The organism is Colwellia polaris, assembly GCF_002104515.1.
GTDB lineage: Bacteria > Pseudomonadota > Gammaproteobacteria > Enterobacterales > Alteromonadaceae > Cognaticolwellia > Cognaticolwellia polaris.
Genome location: NZ_NBOE01000001.1, coordinates 483,171 through 501,326 on the forward strand (window position 1 = coordinate 483,171; position 18,156 = coordinate 501,326).

General features: G+C 38.5%; 12 protein-coding genes. 9 read left to right on the forward strand and 3 right to left on the reverse strand.

Annotated features, from left to right (window positions below; genetic code table 11):
* Positions 1-33 precede the first annotated feature (33 nt).
* From mreC to tldD, 7 genes are all read left to right on the forward strand, one after another.
* The gene (gene mreC / locus B6A32_RS02230; protein WP_085301113.1) at positions 34-915 is read left to right on the forward strand and encodes a rod shape-determining protein MreC; all 882 of its coding nucleotides are present in this window, start codon (positions 34-36) and stop codon (positions 913-915) included.
* Positions 912-1,391, forward strand: coding sequence for a rod shape-determining protein MreD (mreD, locus tag B6A32_RS02235; protein ID WP_085301114.1), 480 nt, complete (start codon positions 912-914; stop codon positions 1,389-1,391). The genes mreC and mreD overlap by 4 nt, the downstream gene beginning before the upstream one ends.
* 1 nt (position 1,392) lies before the next feature.
* Complete coding sequence (locus tag B6A32_RS02240; RefSeq protein ID WP_085301115.1) at positions 1,393-1,980, forward strand: Maf family protein; 588 nt, start codon at positions 1,393-1,395, stop codon at positions 1,978-1,980.
* Between the two features lie 12 nt (positions 1,981-1,992).
* Positions 1,993-3,456: a ribonuclease G gene (gene rng, locus B6A32_RS02245; protein ID WP_085301116.1), complete on the forward strand. Its 1,464-nt coding sequence runs from the start codon at positions 1,993-1,995 to the stop codon at positions 3,454-3,456.
* Between the two features lie 67 nt (positions 3,457-3,523).
* Positions 3,524-7,675 (forward strand): YhdP family protein, encoded by a 4,152-nt coding sequence (locus B6A32_RS02250; RefSeq protein ID WP_085301117.1) that lies wholly within the window; start codon positions 3,524-3,526, stop codon positions 7,673-7,675.
* Positions 7,665-8,525, forward strand: a complete 861-nt coding sequence (locus tag B6A32_RS02255; RefSeq protein ID WP_233131297.1) for a carbon-nitrogen hydrolase family protein — start codon at positions 7,665-7,667, stop codon at positions 8,523-8,525. Before B6A32_RS02250 ends, B6A32_RS02255 begins: the two co-directional genes overlap by 11 nt.
* Complete coding sequence (tldD, locus tag B6A32_RS02260) at positions 8,518-9,966, forward strand: metalloprotease TldD (RefSeq protein ID WP_085301118.1); 1,449 nt, start codon at positions 8,518-8,520, stop codon at positions 9,964-9,966. Before B6A32_RS02255 ends, tldD begins: the two co-directional genes overlap by 8 nt.
* 265 nt (positions 9,967-10,231) lie before the next feature.
* Here tldD and B6A32_RS02265 read toward each other — a convergent pair whose 3' ends face one another.
* Together B6A32_RS02265 and B6A32_RS02270 are read right to left on the reverse strand one after the other, a co-directional pair.
* Entirely contained in the window at positions 10,232-11,062 is an 831-nt protein-coding gene (locus B6A32_RS02265) for a CvfB family protein (protein ID WP_085301119.1), read from the reverse strand.
* 86 nt (positions 11,063-11,148) lie between these two features.
* Positions 11,149-11,610 carry a tellurite resistance TerB family protein gene (locus tag B6A32_RS02270; RefSeq protein WP_085301120.1) on the reverse strand — a complete coding sequence of 154 codons (462 nt, stop codon included), beginning with the start codon at positions 11,608-11,610 and terminating at the stop codon, positions 11,149-11,151.
* 884 nt (positions 11,611-12,494) lie between these two features.
* Between B6A32_RS02270 and B6A32_RS02275 the strand changes: the two genes are divergently transcribed.
* On the forward strand, positions 12,495-13,712 hold the full coding sequence (locus tag B6A32_RS02275; RefSeq protein ID WP_101685875.1) for an efflux RND transporter periplasmic adaptor subunit: 1,218 nt from the start codon (positions 12,495-12,497) through the stop codon (positions 13,710-13,712).
* Positions 13,713-13,714: 2 nt separating this feature from the next.
* Entirely contained in the window at positions 13,715-16,909 is a 3,195-nt protein-coding gene (locus B6A32_RS02280; RefSeq protein ID WP_085301121.1) for an efflux RND transporter permease subunit, read from the forward strand.
* A gap of 179 nt (positions 16,910-17,088) precedes the next feature.
* On the opposite strand, the gene B6A32_RS02285 is transcribed toward B6A32_RS02280, so the two are convergent.
* Positions 17,089-17,928: an isopenicillin N synthase family dioxygenase gene (locus tag B6A32_RS02285; RefSeq protein ID WP_085301122.1), complete on the reverse strand. Its 840-nt coding sequence runs from the start codon at positions 17,926-17,928 to the stop codon at positions 17,089-17,091.
* Positions 17,929-18,156 lie beyond the last annotated feature (228 nt).

The window sequence follows — 18,156 nt, forward strand, 5'->3', positions numbered from 1 at the left end:
AATACTAAATTAGTGTTTATACAAGTTTAATTTATGAATCCTATCTTTAAGCATGGACCGGCCCCGCAGCACCGACTTATTTTGGTGCTGCTTTGTTCTGCGGCATTAATTTTTTTCGACCATAAAATGAATAGCTTCGAGTCCGCTCGAGGCTTTTTGCAATCTATGGTTAGCCCTTTACAATATTTAGCTACCGCGCCCAAACAAATGATGAACTGGGCGGCAGAAAATATTGTTACCCGTCGTCAGCTTATTGATGACAATGAACAATACAAAATCAACGAATTAGTCTTCCATGAACAGGCGTTGCAATTAGATATTGTTAAGCGTGAAAATAATCGATTACGAGCCTTACTGGCTTCACCGGTTCGAAGCGATGCCAAAAAAATGGTTGCCGAAATTCTTGCCGTTGATAGTGACCCTTATACCCATCAAGTAGTCATAAACCGTGGTGCGAATGATGGCGTTTATGAAGGCCAAGCCGTTATTGACGATGAAGGTATTGTTGGACAAATTTTGCATGTCGGTACTACCAGTAGCCGGGTGTTATTGATCACTGATGTCACACATGCTGTGCCAGTAAGAATTAGTCGCAACGGCTTACGCTTAATTGCCAGTGGTGTTGGTGTGATTGACCGTTTAACACATAACCATGTACCTCACAGTAGTGATATTCGCATAGGTGACTTATTAGTAACCTCTGGCTTAGGCAGTAAATTTCCTGAAGGTTATCCTGTAGCAAAAGTTTCTTCGGTTATCCAAGATGAATCGCGAGCCTTTTCTCAAATTCAAAGCCAACCTGTTGCTAAGATTGATCGCTTACGTTATGTGTTATTGCTATGGCCAGAACAGCCTAATGAGCAACAGCCAATAGCAGCGGAAAGTTTGCCAAATAAAAAGGCAGAAAAACAATGACCATAGCAAGTCGCTTAATTATTCTTTTGACATTTTTAGTGGCATTAATGGCTAGTATTATGCCATTACCATTAAGTGTTGATGCATTTCGACCTGACTGGGTATTAGTGGTTTTACTGTATTGGTGTTTGGCATTGCCTTCACGCGTCAATGTTATTTCTGCATGGGTATTAGGCTTTATACTCGATGTGCTATTAGGCTCAACCTTAGGTGTACATGCTGGCGCAATGGCTATTGCTGTTTACATAGTTGCCGGTAATTTTCAAAAAATACGCAACTTTTCGGTTTGGCAACAAGCGCTTATTGTTGGTGTGCTATCAGCGTTATATCACTTAATTGTTTTTTGGCTGCAACGATTTTTAACCGATGCAGTTTTTTTACCGAGCTATTTATATCCGGTATTCACAACCATAATCCTCTGGCCTTGGGCTTTTTTACTTTTACGTAAAATAAGACGAAATTTTAGAATTAAATAACATGTCTACTACTTTGATTTTAGCGTCGCAATCTCCGCGTCGAAAAGAATTACTCGAACAACTGGGTTATCAATTTACTTGCTTACCTGCTGATATTGATGAAAGTGTTTTACCTCAAGAGTCACCTGAGCAATACGTTGCCCGTTTAGCCGTTGAAAAGGCGAGTGTTATTGCCCAACAATATGATGAAAATGTTGCGGTGCTAGGCTCAGACACTAGCGTGGTTTTTGGTACTCATATTTTAGGAAAACCGGCATCGCTTGATGAATGCATCGCTATACTCAGTATGTTATCGGGTAATTCACATCAAGTTATTACGGCTGTTGCGGTAGTAAAAGGTGAACGTAGTGAAGTTATTGTGGTCAGAACTGAAGTAGATTTTAAAGTACTGAGCGAACAAGAAATAATTCGTTATTGGCAAACCGGTGAACCACAAGACAAAGCAGGCGCTTACGGTATTCAAGGAATAGCTGGGCAGTTTGTTAAACAAATTCGTGGTAGTTATTCCGCCGTAGTTGGTTTGCCGTTATATGAAACTGCACAATTACTGTCGACATTCGGCGTACATTCTTCAATGACAAAAAACTAAACGGGAAACAACATGAGCGGTGAATTACTTATCAATGTTACACCAAGCGAAACCAGGGTAGCATTAATCGAAAACGGTTCACTGCAAGAAGTTCATATTGAACGTGAAGCTCGTCGTGGCTTAGTAGGTAATATATACCTAGGTAAAATTATTCGTGTATTACCTGGTATGCAAGCCGCGTTTGTTGACATCAATTTAGGTAAAGCTGCTTTTCTGCACGCCTCAGATATCAATTCTAAATTAATTTTAAATGAAGAACATAATAGCGATCAGGTGCCAGACATTAGAAACTTGGTTCACGAAGGGCAATATATTGTTGTACAAGTTGTTAAAGATCCACTAGGTACCAAAGGCGCAAGGTTAACAACCGATATTACTATTGCAGCACGATATTTAGTTTTAATGCCCGATGCTAGCCATGCCGGTATATCACAACGTATAGATGATCCCGCTGAGCGTAATCGTTTAAAATCAATTGTTACGCCGTATTGTGGCAAAAACCATGGCTTTATTGTCAGAACAGCGGCTGAAGGCGCAGGTAAAGATGAGCTAGAACACGATGCTGAGTTTCTTCGTCGTGTGTGGGCAAAAGTCATTGAACGAAAAGAACGTAAACAAACCAAAGATCCTATTTATCAAGATTTATCTTTAGCATTTCGCATGTTAAGAGACTTTGTTGGCGTTTCGCTTGAACGTATTCGGGTTGACTCAAAACTCACTTATGAACAATTAGTTGAATTTACCACTGAGTTTGTCCCTAATCTAACTGCTGTACTCGAATATTACCCTGGCGAACGGCCAATTTTTGATTTGTTCGATGTTGAAAACGAAATACAACGTTCGCTGCATCGTAAAATAGAATTAAAGTCAGGCGGTTCGTTAATCATAGATCAAACCGAAGCTATGACTACCATAGACATAAACACTGGCGCTTTTGTTGGGCATCGTAATTTAGAAGAAACCATTTTTAATACTAATATTGAAGCAACACAAGCCATTGCTCGCCAACTTAGATTAAGAAATCTAGGTGGTATTATTATTGTTGATTTTATAGATATGCATGACAAAGAACATCAACGCCGTGTTTTACATAGCTTAGACGTTGCCATGTCAAAAGATAATGTGAAATACAGCATATCTGGATTTTCTTCGTTAGGACTAGTGGAAATGACCCGAAAACGTACGCGTGAAAGTTTAGAGCATATTTTATGCGCAGAGTGTGACGTTTGTCATGGCCGAGGTTATATGAAAACCGTTGAAACGGTTTGTTTTGAGATTTTACGAGAAATTGTGCGAGTAAATCGCGCTTATGATGCAGATAAATTTATTGTTTATACCTCAGCTTCAGTCAGTGAGTCACTTGAGAATGACGAATATCATAACCTAGCCGAGCTTGAAGTATTCATTGGTAAGCAAATTAAAGTACAAACAGAAAACATGTATAATCAAGAGCAGTTTGATGTGGTAATGATGTAGCTATAACTGACACTTCACAAGCAGTAATCAAGTCAATTTAAGTAAAGTAAGGTATGGCAAAAACGTAATGAGTGTTTCCACGGTGCTAAATAGATGGCTTAAACGTCTGTATAAACTACTTGCAGTATTGTTAGTAGTTTTTGCCGTGTTAATTAGTACATTACGCTTATTTTTACCCTACGCGCATAATTATCGTGAAGATGTTGAAGATTTCTTAAATAATAGTTACAACAGCAATATATCAATTGGCTCATTAGCTATGGGTTGGGGCAAGTCAGGCCCGACATTAATTAGTAGGCAAGTTGAGCTTTTAGCCGATAATAATAGTCAAATTTATATTGATAGCTTAGCGGTTGAACTCGATTTTTGGCGCAGTATACGAACAAGGCAATGGGTAACACAAGACTTTGTTATTTCAGGTGTCGAGTTAGAATTTGAGCAGCTAGCCTTAGCAGATTCTGACGAAGAACTTGATGATGAAAAAGCCAGTGAAGATAGTCTACTTGACTCACTTTCGGTTATCTTTCTCGAGCAAATTTCTCGTTTTTCTATTCGCGATAGTCATGTGCTTTATCGCACATCGTCTGGTGTACGCGCTTTTACCATAAATGAATTGTTTTGGGTTAACAAAGATAACCGCCATCGAGCGAATGGTACGGTTATTGTTGATGGGCTTAGCTCAAATAACCTAAAGGTCTTATTAGACTTTAAAGGACCTAAGTTTGATAGATTAAGTGGCCAAGCTTACCTTGAAGCTAACGAAATTGATATTACTCCATGGTTGGACCGAGTTTTAGCCATTAAAGATACTAATACACATTCCGCCATTAATTTTAACGCATGGTTAACCGTTAACGCGGGTCAAACTGAACTTATTCAGTTTACCTTAGGTAAAAATGAAATTATTTGGCAACATCAAAACAAGGCGCAAACTTTTGAAGCTGTTGGTGGTGATATTCAAATAAAGGTGTCTGAATCATTAGCATTTAGCGCGGTAACATCGCCAATTACCGTGAAAAGAAACGGCGTAGAAACCAATAAAATATCATTAACAGCCAATGCGAATGGTGAAAACATTAATGGCTATATCAATACCATAGAACTTGCCAGTTTTGAGGGGATATCACCACTTTTATCCGATGATGTGGGTCTAGAGAAATTACTCTTTGATCTTGACGCCGTTGGTCGAGTTGAAGATATATACTTTCGCACTAATGCCAATGACACGGCATTTACCGCAAGCTTTAATGATATTGATAGTCATTTCAGTCAAGGTATACCTGGAATTGATAATGTCAGTGGCGAGCTTGTTTATGCCAATAATCAACTGCAAATATCGCTAAATGCAGTTGATGGGGCGCTTCATTTTGATAAACACTTTAAATATCCTATTCCATATACGCGCTTACGTAGTTTGATCAATGCTAAATTTCTAGCTGATGGCTGGCAGCTTTCGGTAGAAGATATTGCATTTACGTCATCACAAATATCGTTAACAGCTGACCTAGCCGTAAATAGTGTAAAAGATGAACCTGCGAGCATGGCATTGTTAGCCAGTGTGAGTAAAGGCGATGCTAAATTTGCGGAATACTTTTATCCGCATTTATTGATGGGTGATAACTTAGTTAACTACCTCAACGGTGCTATTATCGAAGGAAAAGTTAACCAAGCATTGGTTTTATTTAATGGTCCGCTACAAAGCTTCCCATTTAATAACAACGAAGGTATTTTTGTTGTAGATGCAGAATTAGCAGAAAGCACCTTTAGGTTTGATCCTGAGTGGCCAGCAATAGAAAACTTTTCAGCTAACCTTAATTTTACCAATAATAGTATGCTCATTACCGGCCGCGAAGGCACGTTAACGGGTATTGATGTTACCGGTGTTGAGGCCGCAATTGCTGACTTAGCCGGTGAAGGTGTATTAACCGTAGATGCCAGTTTTACACAAACACAGCCGCAATTAGTTAGGCAATTAATGAACGCTAGCCCAATGCAGGATTCGGTTGGAGCAACCTTAGACCAAGTGATTGTTTCGGCGCCTATCGATGGCGACTTTTCATTAATACTGCCCTTAGCAGCACCTGAAAATGTAATAGCGAAAGGCCATGTAGATTTTAAGAATAATGCCGTGGCACTGCAAACGCCAGCAATGAACTTCAAACAAGTTAACGGTCGCCTTGACTACCATAATGATAAAATAACAGCGACTGGCGTTAAGCTTGATTGGCGAGGTATGCCATTAACAATTAATGTAACAGCACAGCAAAAATCTGAACTTTATAACGTTAACATTGAAACGTTAGGCCAATGGCAAACCGAGCAGTGGCAAGCGCAATTACCTGAAGAATTGATTAAATATGTTAATGGTAAAGTCGCTTGGCAAGGCATGCTTGAGCTTGAGTTTATTGGCGAACAATTTTTTTATGACTATAAAATCAGCCCTAATTTAGATGATGTAGCGCTGGCGTTGCCATTACCCTTTAGTAAAGCTGCAGAGCAAGCCATTACAGTTAATTTACATGCTTTTGGCGATGACAAAAACAGCACTATCAATGCTAGAGTAGGCAACAATATTAACTTTTATGGCTTACTGGAGCACCAGAAACAGCAGTTTTCATTAGCGCATTTGGTCTTAGGTAAGCAACAATCTTGGCTGCCTACACAAGGGTTTAATATAACGGCGGATTTAGTGGATGCTGATTACCAAGAATGGCAGCCATTGGTAGTAGATATACTGTCAGCAGTAAATGCTGAGGCAAGTGAACCGAATTTAGCTAAGCCACCATCAAATAACTTAGCCAGTGTTGAAGTAACTCAAGCAAGTTTGTTTTCTATCCCTGAAAAGATACACGGACAAGTAGCAAACTTAAATGTTTATGGGCATAACTTTCAAGAAATTAACTTTGATTTTGTTCCTCAACCAAATTGGTGGCTACTGGACATTAATGCCAAAGAACTTAGAGGCTCAGCCAAGTTTTATCCTGACTGGTTATCGCAAGGAATAGATATAGATGCTGACTTTATTCACTTAATTACCACTCAGCCTGAAATCGGGCCAGCAGCAAACATCGACAATACGCGTGAAGATATTGCGCAGAACACTGCTGTGACACAAGCCGATAGTCTAGAGAGTAGTAAGCCAAAAGCAAATATTCCCACAGCGGATACTGAAAATACTCAAGCAACAACCAATGCTAATTCAGACGGAGAAGTATTGAGCGCTGCTCCACAAACGCCTCCCACTATTATCGACCAAGAGAGTAATGCAGAAATATTTACCGCCTTCCCGCCATTGAAGGTTGCCTGTGCTAGTTGTAAATTTGATAACTTTGACTTTGGAGAGGTTAACTTCACTATAACGCGTGAGAATAACGACACACTGCTACTGAATAACTTTAAAGCGGACAGGGATAAAAGTAGCCTTGTTTTTGATGCGAAGTGGCAACTAAATAGCAGCCAATCTATTACCTCAATTAAAGGCAGTTTAGCGACGAATAACGTTGCACGTGAAATTGAAAATATAGGCTTAGTGTCGATTATAAAAGACAGTGGGGTAAATATGGATTATGACCTTACTTGGCAAGGCGGCCCACATGACTTTGCCATGGCAACACTTAACGGAGCATTATCTACAAGCTTTAATGATGGCTATTTAGCTGATGTTGATGATAAAGGCGTTCGTATATTTTCATTTTTAAGCCTGCAGTCGTTGGTGCGTAAGCTCAGTTTCGACTTTAGAGATATTTTCAGCGATGGCATGTTCTATAGTGAACTAAAGGGTGATTTCTCTTTAAAAGATGGCGTAGCTTATACCGATAATGTCTTAATGAAAGGTGCCGCTGGCGACTTAAGTGTTGTCGGTAATACCAACCTAAATAATAGCGAATTAGACTACCGGATGACTTATAAGCCAAATTTAACTTCTAGTTTGCCCGTGCTAGCTTGGATAGCGACTTTAAATCCAGTAACATTTTTAGCTGGTGTTGCACTTGATGAAGTGATCACATCTTCAGTTATCGCGGAAATAAATTTCGAAGTAACAGGTAACTTGGATGAACCACAGTTTAAGCAAGTGAGCAGAAAAAACAAAAACATTAGTGTTGGCAAATCATCACCACCTAAAATAGTCGATAAGTTGCCAGAGAGCGATACTGGTTTATCTGGCTCAGAAAATCCAATAGAACCTAATCCTGAAAGTGATAACTTTGATGGATCTTGAACATGGCAGTAAAGTAATGCAAATTTGTGCAATTCAAATGACCTCAAGCACTAAAGTCGATGACAATATTAGTGATATCGAGCAACAATTATTAACCCTAGAACAGGCTGAACAACAATTAGTTGTTTTACCAGAATGCTGTTTATTTTTTGGGGGTAAAGACCTAGCTCAATTAACCTTAGCGCAAGAGCATCAAGCAAAAGGTAGTTTAAGAGTAAAACTTGCCGCACTAGCAAAAAAATATAATGTTTTTTTAGTGGCTGGTAGTATTCCTGTGTTATCTAATGTTGCTGATAAATTTACCAATACTTGTTTTGTTTTTTCTCCTGATGGAGAAGAACTCACCAGTTATGATAAAATTCACTTATTTGATGTTGCGGTAGCAGACAACGAAAAAAATTACTGTGAATCTCGCTACGCTAAAGCGGGCGACCATGTTAGCGTAGTTAATGTTGCTGGTGTTAAGGTCGGCTTGTCTATTTGCTATGATTTACGCTTTCCTGAATTGTTTCGACAATTATCTCAGCAGGGAGCAAAAATTATTACCGTACCTAGTGCCTTTACCCGTGTAACTGGTGCTGCGCATTGGCAAACATTATTACAAGCTCGTGCAATTGAAAATCAAGTTTATATTATTGCTGCAGGTCAAGAAGGCGTGCATTTAAATGGCCGTGAAACTTGGGGCCACAGTATGATTATTAGCCCTTGGGGCGAAATCTTGACCCAGCTAGATACGGGTAAAGGTATAATTTGTGCTAAATACCAAGCAGAAGAATTAGACAAGGTGCGTAAAGCTATGCCTGTTGCCACTCATAATCGTTTTAAAAATAAGTTGATGTCGTATGAATAATGTTGAGACTGAGCTCTTAGCCAATAGTAAAATTGATGAAAGTATGTTGATGGATACCTTGGATAATATCTTCCAACGTAAAATTGATTTAGCCGATTTATATTTTCAATCTAGCAGTCATGAGTCTTGGATGTTAGAAGATGGTATTGTCAAAGAAGTTTCCTATAACATTGAACGTGGCGTAGGTGTTCGCGCTATTTCAGGTGAGAAAACGGGCTTTGCCTACTCAGATGATATTTCTCCAGCGGCATTAAAAAAAGCTGCCGATGCTGCTAAAGGTATCGCTATTGCCGAAAAATCTGCACGAGTACAGGTTTTTGATGGCAAAACAATGCAACAAAACCCAATGCTTTATAACGTTATGGATCCGTTGGCAAGCTTACCCCAAGAGCAAAAAATTACGCTTTTGCATGAAGTAGAAGCACATGCCCGTAGTGTGGATAAACGTGTTAAACAAGTTATTGTTAGCTTATCAGGTGTATACGAGAAAATATTAGTCGCCGCTAGTGATGGTACTTATGCCACTGATATTCGACCATTAGTACGACTTAATTGTTCTGTATTAGTTGAAGAAAATGGTAAACGAGAGCGTGCTAGTTCAGGTGGCGGTGCACGTACAGACTATAGTTATTTCTTTGAGTTAGACAATAACAAACCACGCTATTTAGCTTATGCTGAAGAGGCGGTAAGACAAGCGTTGGTTAACCTAATTGCTATTGATTCTCCAGCCGGCTTAATGCCGGTTGTACTTGGCGCAGGTTGGCCTGGTGTTTTATTGCATGAAGCCGTAGGACATGGCTTAGAAGGCGATTTTAACCGTAAAGGCTCTTCTGCGTTCTCGGGTAAAGTAGGTCAAAAAGTTACTTCTGACTTATGTACTATTGTTGATGATGGCACTATGGCTAATCGTCGTGGTTCAGTCAGTATTGATGATGAAGGTACGCCGGGACAATATAACGTATTGATTGAAAAAGGCGTGTTAAAAGGCTACATGCAAGACAAACATAACGCAGGCTTAATGGGCGTTAAACCCACAGGTAATGGTCGTAGAGAATCTTATGCCCACTTGCCTATGCCACGTATGACAAACACTTATATGCTGGCAGGTGAACACAAACCTGAAGATATTATTAAGTCAGTTAAGAAAGGTATTTACGCCCCTAACTTTGCTGGTGGGCAAGTCGACATTACCTCAGGTAAGTTTGTTTTTACTAGCTCAGAAGCTTATTTAATAGAGAATGGCGAAATTACTTCACCTATAAAAGGGGCGACCTTAATTGGTAGCGGCCCTGAAGCAATGAAAAGTGTCAGCATGGTCGGTAATGACTTAAAGCTTGATGCCGGGGTGGGTGTTTGTGGTAAAGACGGACAAAGCCTTCCTGTAGGCGTTGGGCAGCCAACCTTGAAAATTGACGAAATGACTGTAGGCGGTACACAGTAAATCAATAAAACTTACTGCGAACTTCTTTGATTTAATCTACTTTTTGAGAAGGCTTTAGTTGAATGACTTTAGTTGAATGACTTTAGTTAGTGCATAGATTAGAGCATAGGTTAGTACATAGCTTAGTGCGCAAGTTAAGTCATAAGTTAAGTCATAAGCTAAGTCAGCTATATTCCTAATCGCTATTTCGCCACGGTTAAGTAACGCACAAAAAAAAGCCCATAAGGGCTTTTTTTTTGTGGTTTTGCAGTGAAGTCAGTGCAGTTTATTTCAAGCGTATACCGTTTGCTTCTATGGTGATTTTACCATTTTTCATTAAGTTACCTACCGTAGCTTTAAAGGTCTTTTTACTTACCCCTAAAACTCGTTTAATCAATTCAGGATCACTTTTATCATGCAACGGACTAAAGCCGTCATTTTCAGCAATATGAGCTAACAATTTTTCACTAAAGTCTTTTACTTTACCCTCGCCAGGGCGAGTTAACGAAAGATCAATACGGCCGTCTTCTCGAACTTGCTTAATATAACCTGTAATTTTCTTACCTGTACGTAATGGTTTAAAAATTTCATTATCGTATAGTAAGCCCCAATGCAGATCATTAATAATAGCTTTAAAGCCTAGATCTGTTTTAGAAGCGATGGTTAATTTAACTTTATCCCACTTTTGATATTCTGCTGGCCAAATATCAATAAACTTGTCTAGCTTACTTGAAGCAACTAAGCGATCAGTTGTTAAATCGAGAAATATTCTCACTAGGTAATATTTTCCCACTTCCATTTCGCTATGTTGTTGGTTGTATGGAACAAGTAAGTCTTTTGGTAACCCCCAATCAAGAAAGGCGCCCATTTTGTTTACTTGGCTAACTTTTAACGACACAAATTCGTCAACTTCAGCAAAAGGTTTTTCGGTTGTGGCAACAATGCGATCTGCGGTATCGGCATAAATAAAAACCTTAATCTCACTGCCAACTTGGCAATCTTCAGGTACAAAGCGATTAGGTAATAATAGCTCACCTAAATCATGCGCATTTAAGTATGCGCCTTTATCTGTTATTGCTACTACAGGAAGAGTGTTGTATTTGCCGATGCTTGCCATATGGTTTCTTGAGGTCAGTTAACTTGCGGCTATAATAACCGATTTAGCCGTAAGTTAACTATAACTTTCCATGTTGTAGTGATTTTTTATTTAGCGGTATTAATCTTTGCTTGAATATTTAATTTAGTTTCAATGTATTCGCTATGACGTAAATGCAATAAATCAGCTATTTTGCGAATGATATGCTCTTCAATACTAGCGAGCTCGCCGTCAGCGTAAGCAACTTGCCACAATAACGTTAACATTTTAATGCGTTGCTCTAGACTGTAATGTTGGTTTATTTTAGAAGTAAACTGATAAAAATCAGTGGCATTTTCACAAAGTACGAGTGCGTGCTTAACTATTTCTGTTACTTCCGCTGGCGTTAATTGAAATTGGCTTGAAATAATATCGTTTAATTTTTGCTGTTCTGCACTATCAAGTTGACCATCAGCAAGCATAACTTCACATAATAAAACACTACAGGCAATTTCGAGGCTTATTTCATGCGCTTGTGAATTTTCTTGAGCGCCTAAGCTTTGAAAAAATGCATTAATTTTTGACAACATAAATTATCCTCCAATGAAATTACTATTGATTTTAAAGTATTTACTTTCAGGTACAAGTCATCAAAGTATGTATTTCGTCACCAATATGTAACTTTGTTAAAAAGCCTATTGTTAATACTTGATGTGAGTAAATAACCTGAATTTTAAATGATGATTACTTAATACTCATGCGAATCAGGGTCTTAGGGGGTAAAGTAAATACTATAGCAAGGTGAATATTACGAATTTACATCATCAATGCTTCATTTTGTGCCATTTCCAAGGAAAAACGTTTATGCATAGCGCGCTATTTATCGACATTTTAACGCAGATAATGGCTTAAAAGGGAGCATTGAGCACGTGCTGCTTATCCAGATTAGGTTAAATAAATAGTCAGTAGTGTTTTCTGGTGTCGGCGTACAGTAATCTTCAAGCCTTCGCTGTAAAGTAAGCGAATATCATAATAATGAACTTTCCAGAGAAACCCTATAAGTAGAAGCATGCAGTTAATATTTGTTGTCGCATAGCCGCTATTAATTAAATGTTAATGTATTTATAGTTAACATTAAAAAACGAGTACTTTTAATCATCCTGATTAATAGTGTGGGCAAGTAGTCATATCGACTAAAAAATTTTAAAAAATAAATTATTTGGTGAAATAAACCAATTATTTATTTTTAGTTACATTTATTTTTGTAAGTTAATAATTGCAAAGGTAAAAGTAATACAGTCTATCTGTTTGTTTTATAATGATTTATAGTGTTAATCTTCAACGGTATTTAAAGTCGGCTCGAATTTTGTAATAAGCATTTACAACTTTGTTAGTTTTTGTAGCCAATAAATTATGTATCCTATTGCTAATTAAACTAGAAATTTTTGAATTTAGATTTTATGAGGACGTCATTGTGACACGGAAAAAACAAATAATTATACCAATTGTCATTCTAATTGCTGGTTTATTAATTTTCTTTGTATTTTCGAGTATGAAAAAACCGCCTGCAGAAAAAGAAGAAATTGATAATACGCCTATTGTGTCTGTTGAATCGATTTCACTTTCACCCATGACTTTAGATGTAGATTCATACGGGGTGGTTAAACCTAAATATGAAACAGAACTAGTTGCTCAGGTTAGTGGGCAAGTTGTTGAGTTATCTGAAACATTTGTTCGTGGTGGCTTTGTTAAAGCAGGACAGTTACTCGCACGTATAGATCCGAGTGATTATGAAGCGGCACTTATAGAAGCGGAAGCGACTATGGCATCGGCTCGCGCTTCGCTTGAAACAGAGCGTGCACAAGGCCAAGTGGCGAAAGAAGAATGGAAACAAATAACAGATACCTCTCCAACAGAGCTAAGTTTACGTAAGCCGCAATTAGCACAAGAAATTGCCCGTGTTAAATCTGCGCAAGCTTCAATATTACGTGCTAAACGTAACCTAGAACGTACAGAAATTAGGGCACCATACGACGCCATGATAGACAACCGTAATGTTGGCTTAGGCTCATTTGTAAGCACAGGTAGTATGGTTGGCAAGTTATTAGGTACAGCCATTGCTGAAGTAAGACTTCCCGTGGCAGATAATCAATTACAATTTTTGATTAATCAAGGGGAAGGTGCCACGGTTAACTTAACGGGGACGTTTTCAGGTCTTAAAACACAATGGAGCGCTAAAATTGCTCGTGGCGAAGGTGTCATTGACGATACCAGTCGAATGAGTTATCTCGTTGCTGAAATTCATGACCCTTATGCTTTAGTACAAAAAAATGATCAAACGCCATTGCGTTTTGGTTCGTACGTTAAAGCCAAAGTACTGGGTATCGAAATAGCTCAAGCGGCTAGCGTACCTCGCTACTTAGTTAATGATGGCCGCGTCGCCTTAATGAATAATGAGTCAAGATTGCATTATTCACCGGTCACTATTGTTCGTCAAGATGGCCAAAATATTATCATTTCAAGTGGTATAGCTGATGGAGACAAGCTTATTGTTTCGGCGCTTGATTACCCTATTGATGGCATGAAGTTAGCTTTGATTGGCGATAAAAAAATTAAAAAGAAAGAGCAAAACCCAGAAGATACAAACGGTGAATCACAAGTGGCACAAAATGACACTGGCTCAGGGGAATAATCATGACAACGGTAACGCCTAAAGAAAAGCCGGAAATTGATCACACTATTGACACAAATGTCGGCATCATTGCCTGGTTTTCACGCAATAGCGTTGCGGCTAACTTATTAATGATTTTTATTTTAGTTGGTGGCTTGCTAACTATTCAAACCATTAACAAGCAAATGTTTCCGCAAGTTAAGATTAACTGGATTTCTTATAATGCACCTTATCCAGGAGCTGCACCTCAAGAAGTGGAAGAAGGGATAACCATTAAGATTGAAGAGGCATTGGAAACCATACAGGGCCTTAAGCGTGTTATTACTTATTCAAACAGAAACTTCTCTAATGGTTGGTTTGAAGTTGAGCTTGATTATGATCCCCAAGTGGTGCTTGAAGAAGTTAAATCTGCGATAGATTCAATTTCTAGTTTTCCAGATGGTATGGAGCGCATAAAAGTCGAGCGCGAAAAATTTCGTCAAGAAGTGATGTATTTAAGCCTATATGGCGATTTAAGTAATAGTGAACTTAAAGAGCTTGGCCGTAAAGTTCATAATGAAATTCAACAGTTACCCATGGTCAATATATCAGAGTTATATAGTGGCTTAGCTTACGAAATATCTATTGAGGTAAGTAAAGACAAGCTGCGTGAATATGGCTTGAGCTTTAATAGTATTGCTAATGCAGTGCGTAATTACTCTCGCAACATGTCGGCTGGACAAATTCGAGCCGAAAATGGCTACATTAACTTGCGTGTAGAGAACCAAGCTTATCGTGGTCATGAATTTGAACAAATCCCGGTTGTAACCTTAGCAGACGGTACCAGAATCGTTTTAGGCGAAATTGCTACCATTAATGACGGTTTTGAAGAAGGCTTGCAATATTCAAAGTTTAATGGCGAAAATTCGGTAACCTTATTTATTGGTGCTGCTGATAATCAAAGTATTACAGGTATCGCCGAAGTCGTTAAAAAATATGTAGAGAATAAGTCTGAGACTTTACCTCAAGGGGTGAAATTAGAAACTTGGGTAGATATGACTTACTACCTCGAAGGCCGTTTGAATATGATGGTAGACAACATGAAAAGTGGTGCCGTATTGGTATTTATCATGTTGGCATTATTTCTTCGTGTACGTTTAGCTTTCTGGGTAATGATGGGCTTACCGGTATGTTTCCTTGGTACATTACTAGTAATGCCGCTTGAGTTTGTCAATGTTACGATTAATGTTATTAGCCTCTTTGCTTTCATTTTAGTACTCGGGATTGTGGTGGATGACGCCATTGTGATGGGGGAAAGTGCTCATGATGAAATTGAAGAGCATGGCCATAGTACCGACAATGTTATTCGCGGTGTAAAGCGTGTTGCCATGCCTGCAACGTTTGGTGTACTGACCACGATCGCCGTTTTCTTACCATTTCTTTTTGGTGAAGGGCCGTCTTCAGCATTTGGTAAAGCAATTGGCTCGGTTGTTATACTTTGTCTTATTTTCTCATTGATAGAATCTAAACTCATTTTGCCAGCGCATCTGGTTAAAATGAAAATGAAAGCTTTCAACCCTAGAAACCCAATCGATAGATTACGTGCTTGGATCGACGTTAATTTAAAGAAATTTATTGATAACTACTATAGTCCGGCTTTAGCGGTATTTATTGAATATCGATATGCGATACTCATGTTTTTTATCAGCTTAATGCTCATAAGTGCAGGTTTATTTAGTGGTGGTTTTGTTCGCTTTGTTGGCCAGCCAAAAATTCCGCATGACTTTCCACGTGTGACTGTTGAAATGAATGTTGATGCATCTGAAAAAGCAACCTTAGATACACTGTTAAATATTCAAGGGGTAATAAACCGTATTGATAGAGACATTGAAGCTAAATATGGCAATTCAATGATCTCTGATATGCAGGTTGATTTGCGCACTAGAACCAGTGGTCAGCTTATGGTTAAGCTAGTGGTACCTGAACTTCGCCCAATTAATACATTTGAGTTAGCCGATTTATGGCGAGAAGCTATTCCTAATTATCCTGGCGTTAAGTCCTTCACTATAGGTGATAATTTATTTGGTGGTGGCCGAGATGATGGTGATATTGCTTTTAGATTAGAAAGTAAAAATGATGCCCAACTACTCGCTGCAGCGAAAGAATTAAAGCTGAAACTTAATTCTCTTAAAGGCATAGGAGATGTTAACGACAGTCGCCAAACAAGTGCTAAAGAAGTGCAGTTTGCATTAAAACCATTAGCCTATAGTTTGAACTTATCGTTAGCAGATATCGCCTCGCAGGTGGGTTATAGTTTTTACGGTTTAGAAGCTCAACGTATATTGCGTGACACTGAAGAAATTAAAGTAATGGTACGTTACCCACTTGAACAACGTAGCTCTGTTGGTCATGTAGACGATGTTATGATCCAAGCTCCGAATGGTGCTGAGTTACCTTTGTCTGAATTAGCCACTATTACATTACAGGAAGGTGTTACACGCATACGCCGTGAAAATGGTAATCGTACGATTAATGTTTGGGCCAGTGTCGACGCTGAACAAGTAGAGCCATTTAAAGTTGCTAATGACATTCGTGATAATTTCATTCCTGATCTATTAAGAAAATATCCACAAGTGCAAAGTGAGGTTACCGGCAGTATTCAAGAAGAAATGGAAAGTGCTGATAGTCAGTTGCGAGATTTTGTTATTTCTTCAATGATTATATTCTCACTGCTAGCCATACCGTTAAAGTCTTATTCACAAGCTATGATGATCATGGTGGTAATTCCGTTTGGTATTATAGGTGCAGTACTTGGCCACTTTATCTTAGGCATGGATTTAAGCGCTTTATCAGTAATGGGAATTTTAGCCGCCGCAGGGGTGGTGGTGAATGACTCCTTAGTTATGGTTGATTACGTTAACAAAGCCAGAAAGCGTGGTGTACGCCTTAAAGATGCGGTAATGCATGCGGGTAATAAGCGCTTTAGAGCTATCATGCTGACGTCAATAACGACCTTTATTGGTTTAGTGCCTATTATATTCTTTGAAGTGAGCGCTCAAGCACAAATTGTTATACCTATGGCGGTGTCGTTGGCATTCGGCGTGTTGTTTGCAACCATAGTGACCTTAGTGTTAATACCTTGTCTTTATCTTATCGTTGAAGATATTAAAGGCTTATTCAAACGCAAGAAAACTTCATCGCAAGTTGAAGCATCTATGCTAGATAAGGCAAAAAGTTAAACAGTGAATAACTCGACTTTTTCATTAGGCAAAAGTAGTTATTGGTCGTTAGATGAAATAAGTTAATTAAATCTAGCGACAAAAAGCTAAAACTAAAAAGCCATCACTTTGTGATGGCTTTTTTATTAATTAATCCGTTCCAAGCTATATTAAGCTTTTTTGGAAAAGGCTATTAGATGTTATTTAACGCCTAACTCTCTTAATCGCTCTAACAAGTAACTTTCATGCGTGTGTTTATCTGACAAAACCACTTCATTACGAGGATGTAAAAATAGCGGTAAAGATATACGAGATTTTGTCGCATTTTCACCGGTTGGGTTGACTACTCTATGGCTCGTTGAAGGAAAATAACCTTGTGAAGCTTCTTGCAACATATCGCCAATATTTACAATAAGGTGACCAAAATCTGCAGGAACATCTAGCCACTGTCCATCTTGCGCTTGTACTTGTAAACCCGGCTCGTTAGCGGCAGGTAAAATGGTTAATAGGTTAATATCTTCATGTGCTGCTGCGCGAATAGCACCTGGCTCTTCCGTACCTTGTAGCGGAGGATAGTGGAGTATTCTTAACAAGGTATTAGGCGTGTCCATTATCATATTCGATAACGGCTCTGAATAATGCTTTGTCACCTCTGCAGGACTATATTTTTCAACCCAATCTAGCAGTTCACTGGCTAGATCTGAGGCCATTTTATAATAAGTTAGAATATCTGACTTTAGTTGCTCAGGAATTCGGCCCCAAGGATAAACATGATAGTACTCTTTAATATCTTTTTTAGTATGGCCCTTAGCAGTTTCTGAAATTTCAGAGCTGAAGTAGCCATCTTGTTTTTCAGGATCAAAAGCAAATTCTTTTTTTTCTTCTTGCGAGAAGAAGGTATACCAATCTTGATATATTTTATCTACTAAAGCCTGTTGAATAGGGTGATTAGTTAATACACCAAACCCTGTATTGCGCAGACTTTCTACGAATTTTTTTGCGGCGTCTTCAGCGCGATAATCAACAACTTGTACTTGCATATTTTTCCCCTAATACAATAATATTAATGCTTAATCTTTATTTTTACGTATTATATACCAAACTTAAAGGAAGTGAATGAATTCAATCATTGTCAATAATGAATGAATCACATTAACGCCCTTTTTTCTGCAAAGTTGTATAGCAATAATCTCGTCGTTAGCGGTTTTTATTTATGCCGAGTCGTTTTAATAATATTCAAAAAAAGTAATTGTTTGTTATTAAGTAAG

Excerpts from the sequence above, each read along its gene's own strand:
- tldD (WP_085301118.1), top strand. The coding sequence starts at position 8,518 with ATGAATAATGTTGAGACTGAGCTCTTAGCCAATAGTAAAATTGATGAA.
- B6A32_RS02280 (WP_085301121.1), top strand. The coding sequence starts at position 13,715 with ATGACAACGGTAACGCCTAAAGAAAAGCCGGAAATTGATCACACTATT.
- B6A32_RS02270 (WP_085301120.1), bottom strand. The coding sequence starts at position 11,610 with ATGTTGTCAAAAATTAATGCATTTTTTCAAAGCTTAGGCGCTCAAGAA.
- mreD (WP_085301114.1), top strand. The coding sequence starts at position 912 with ATGACCATAGCAAGTCGCTTAATTATTCTTTTGACATTTTTAGTGGCA.
- B6A32_RS02265 (WP_085301119.1), bottom strand. The coding sequence starts at position 11,062 with ATGGCAAGCATCGGCAAATACAACACTCTTCCTGTAGTAGCAATAACA.
- B6A32_RS02250 (WP_085301117.1), top strand. The coding sequence starts at position 3,524 with ATGAGTGTTTCCACGGTGCTAAATAGATGGCTTAAACGTCTGTATAAA.
- B6A32_RS02240 (WP_085301115.1), top strand. The coding sequence starts at position 1,393 with ATGTCTACTACTTTGATTTTAGCGTCGCAATCTCCGCGTCGAAAAGAA.
- B6A32_RS02255 (WP_233131297.1), top strand. The coding sequence starts at position 7,665 with ATGGATCTTGAACATGGCAGTAAAGTAATGCAAATTTGTGCAATTCAA.
- B6A32_RS02285 (WP_085301122.1), bottom strand. The coding sequence starts at position 17,928 with ATGCAAGTACAAGTTGTTGATTATCGCGCTGAAGACGCCGCAAAAAAA.
- rng (WP_085301116.1), top strand. The coding sequence starts at position 1,993 with ATGAGCGGTGAATTACTTATCAATGTTACACCAAGCGAAACCAGGGTA.
- mreC (WP_085301113.1), top strand. The coding sequence starts at position 34 with ATGAATCCTATCTTTAAGCATGGACCGGCCCCGCAGCACCGACTTATT.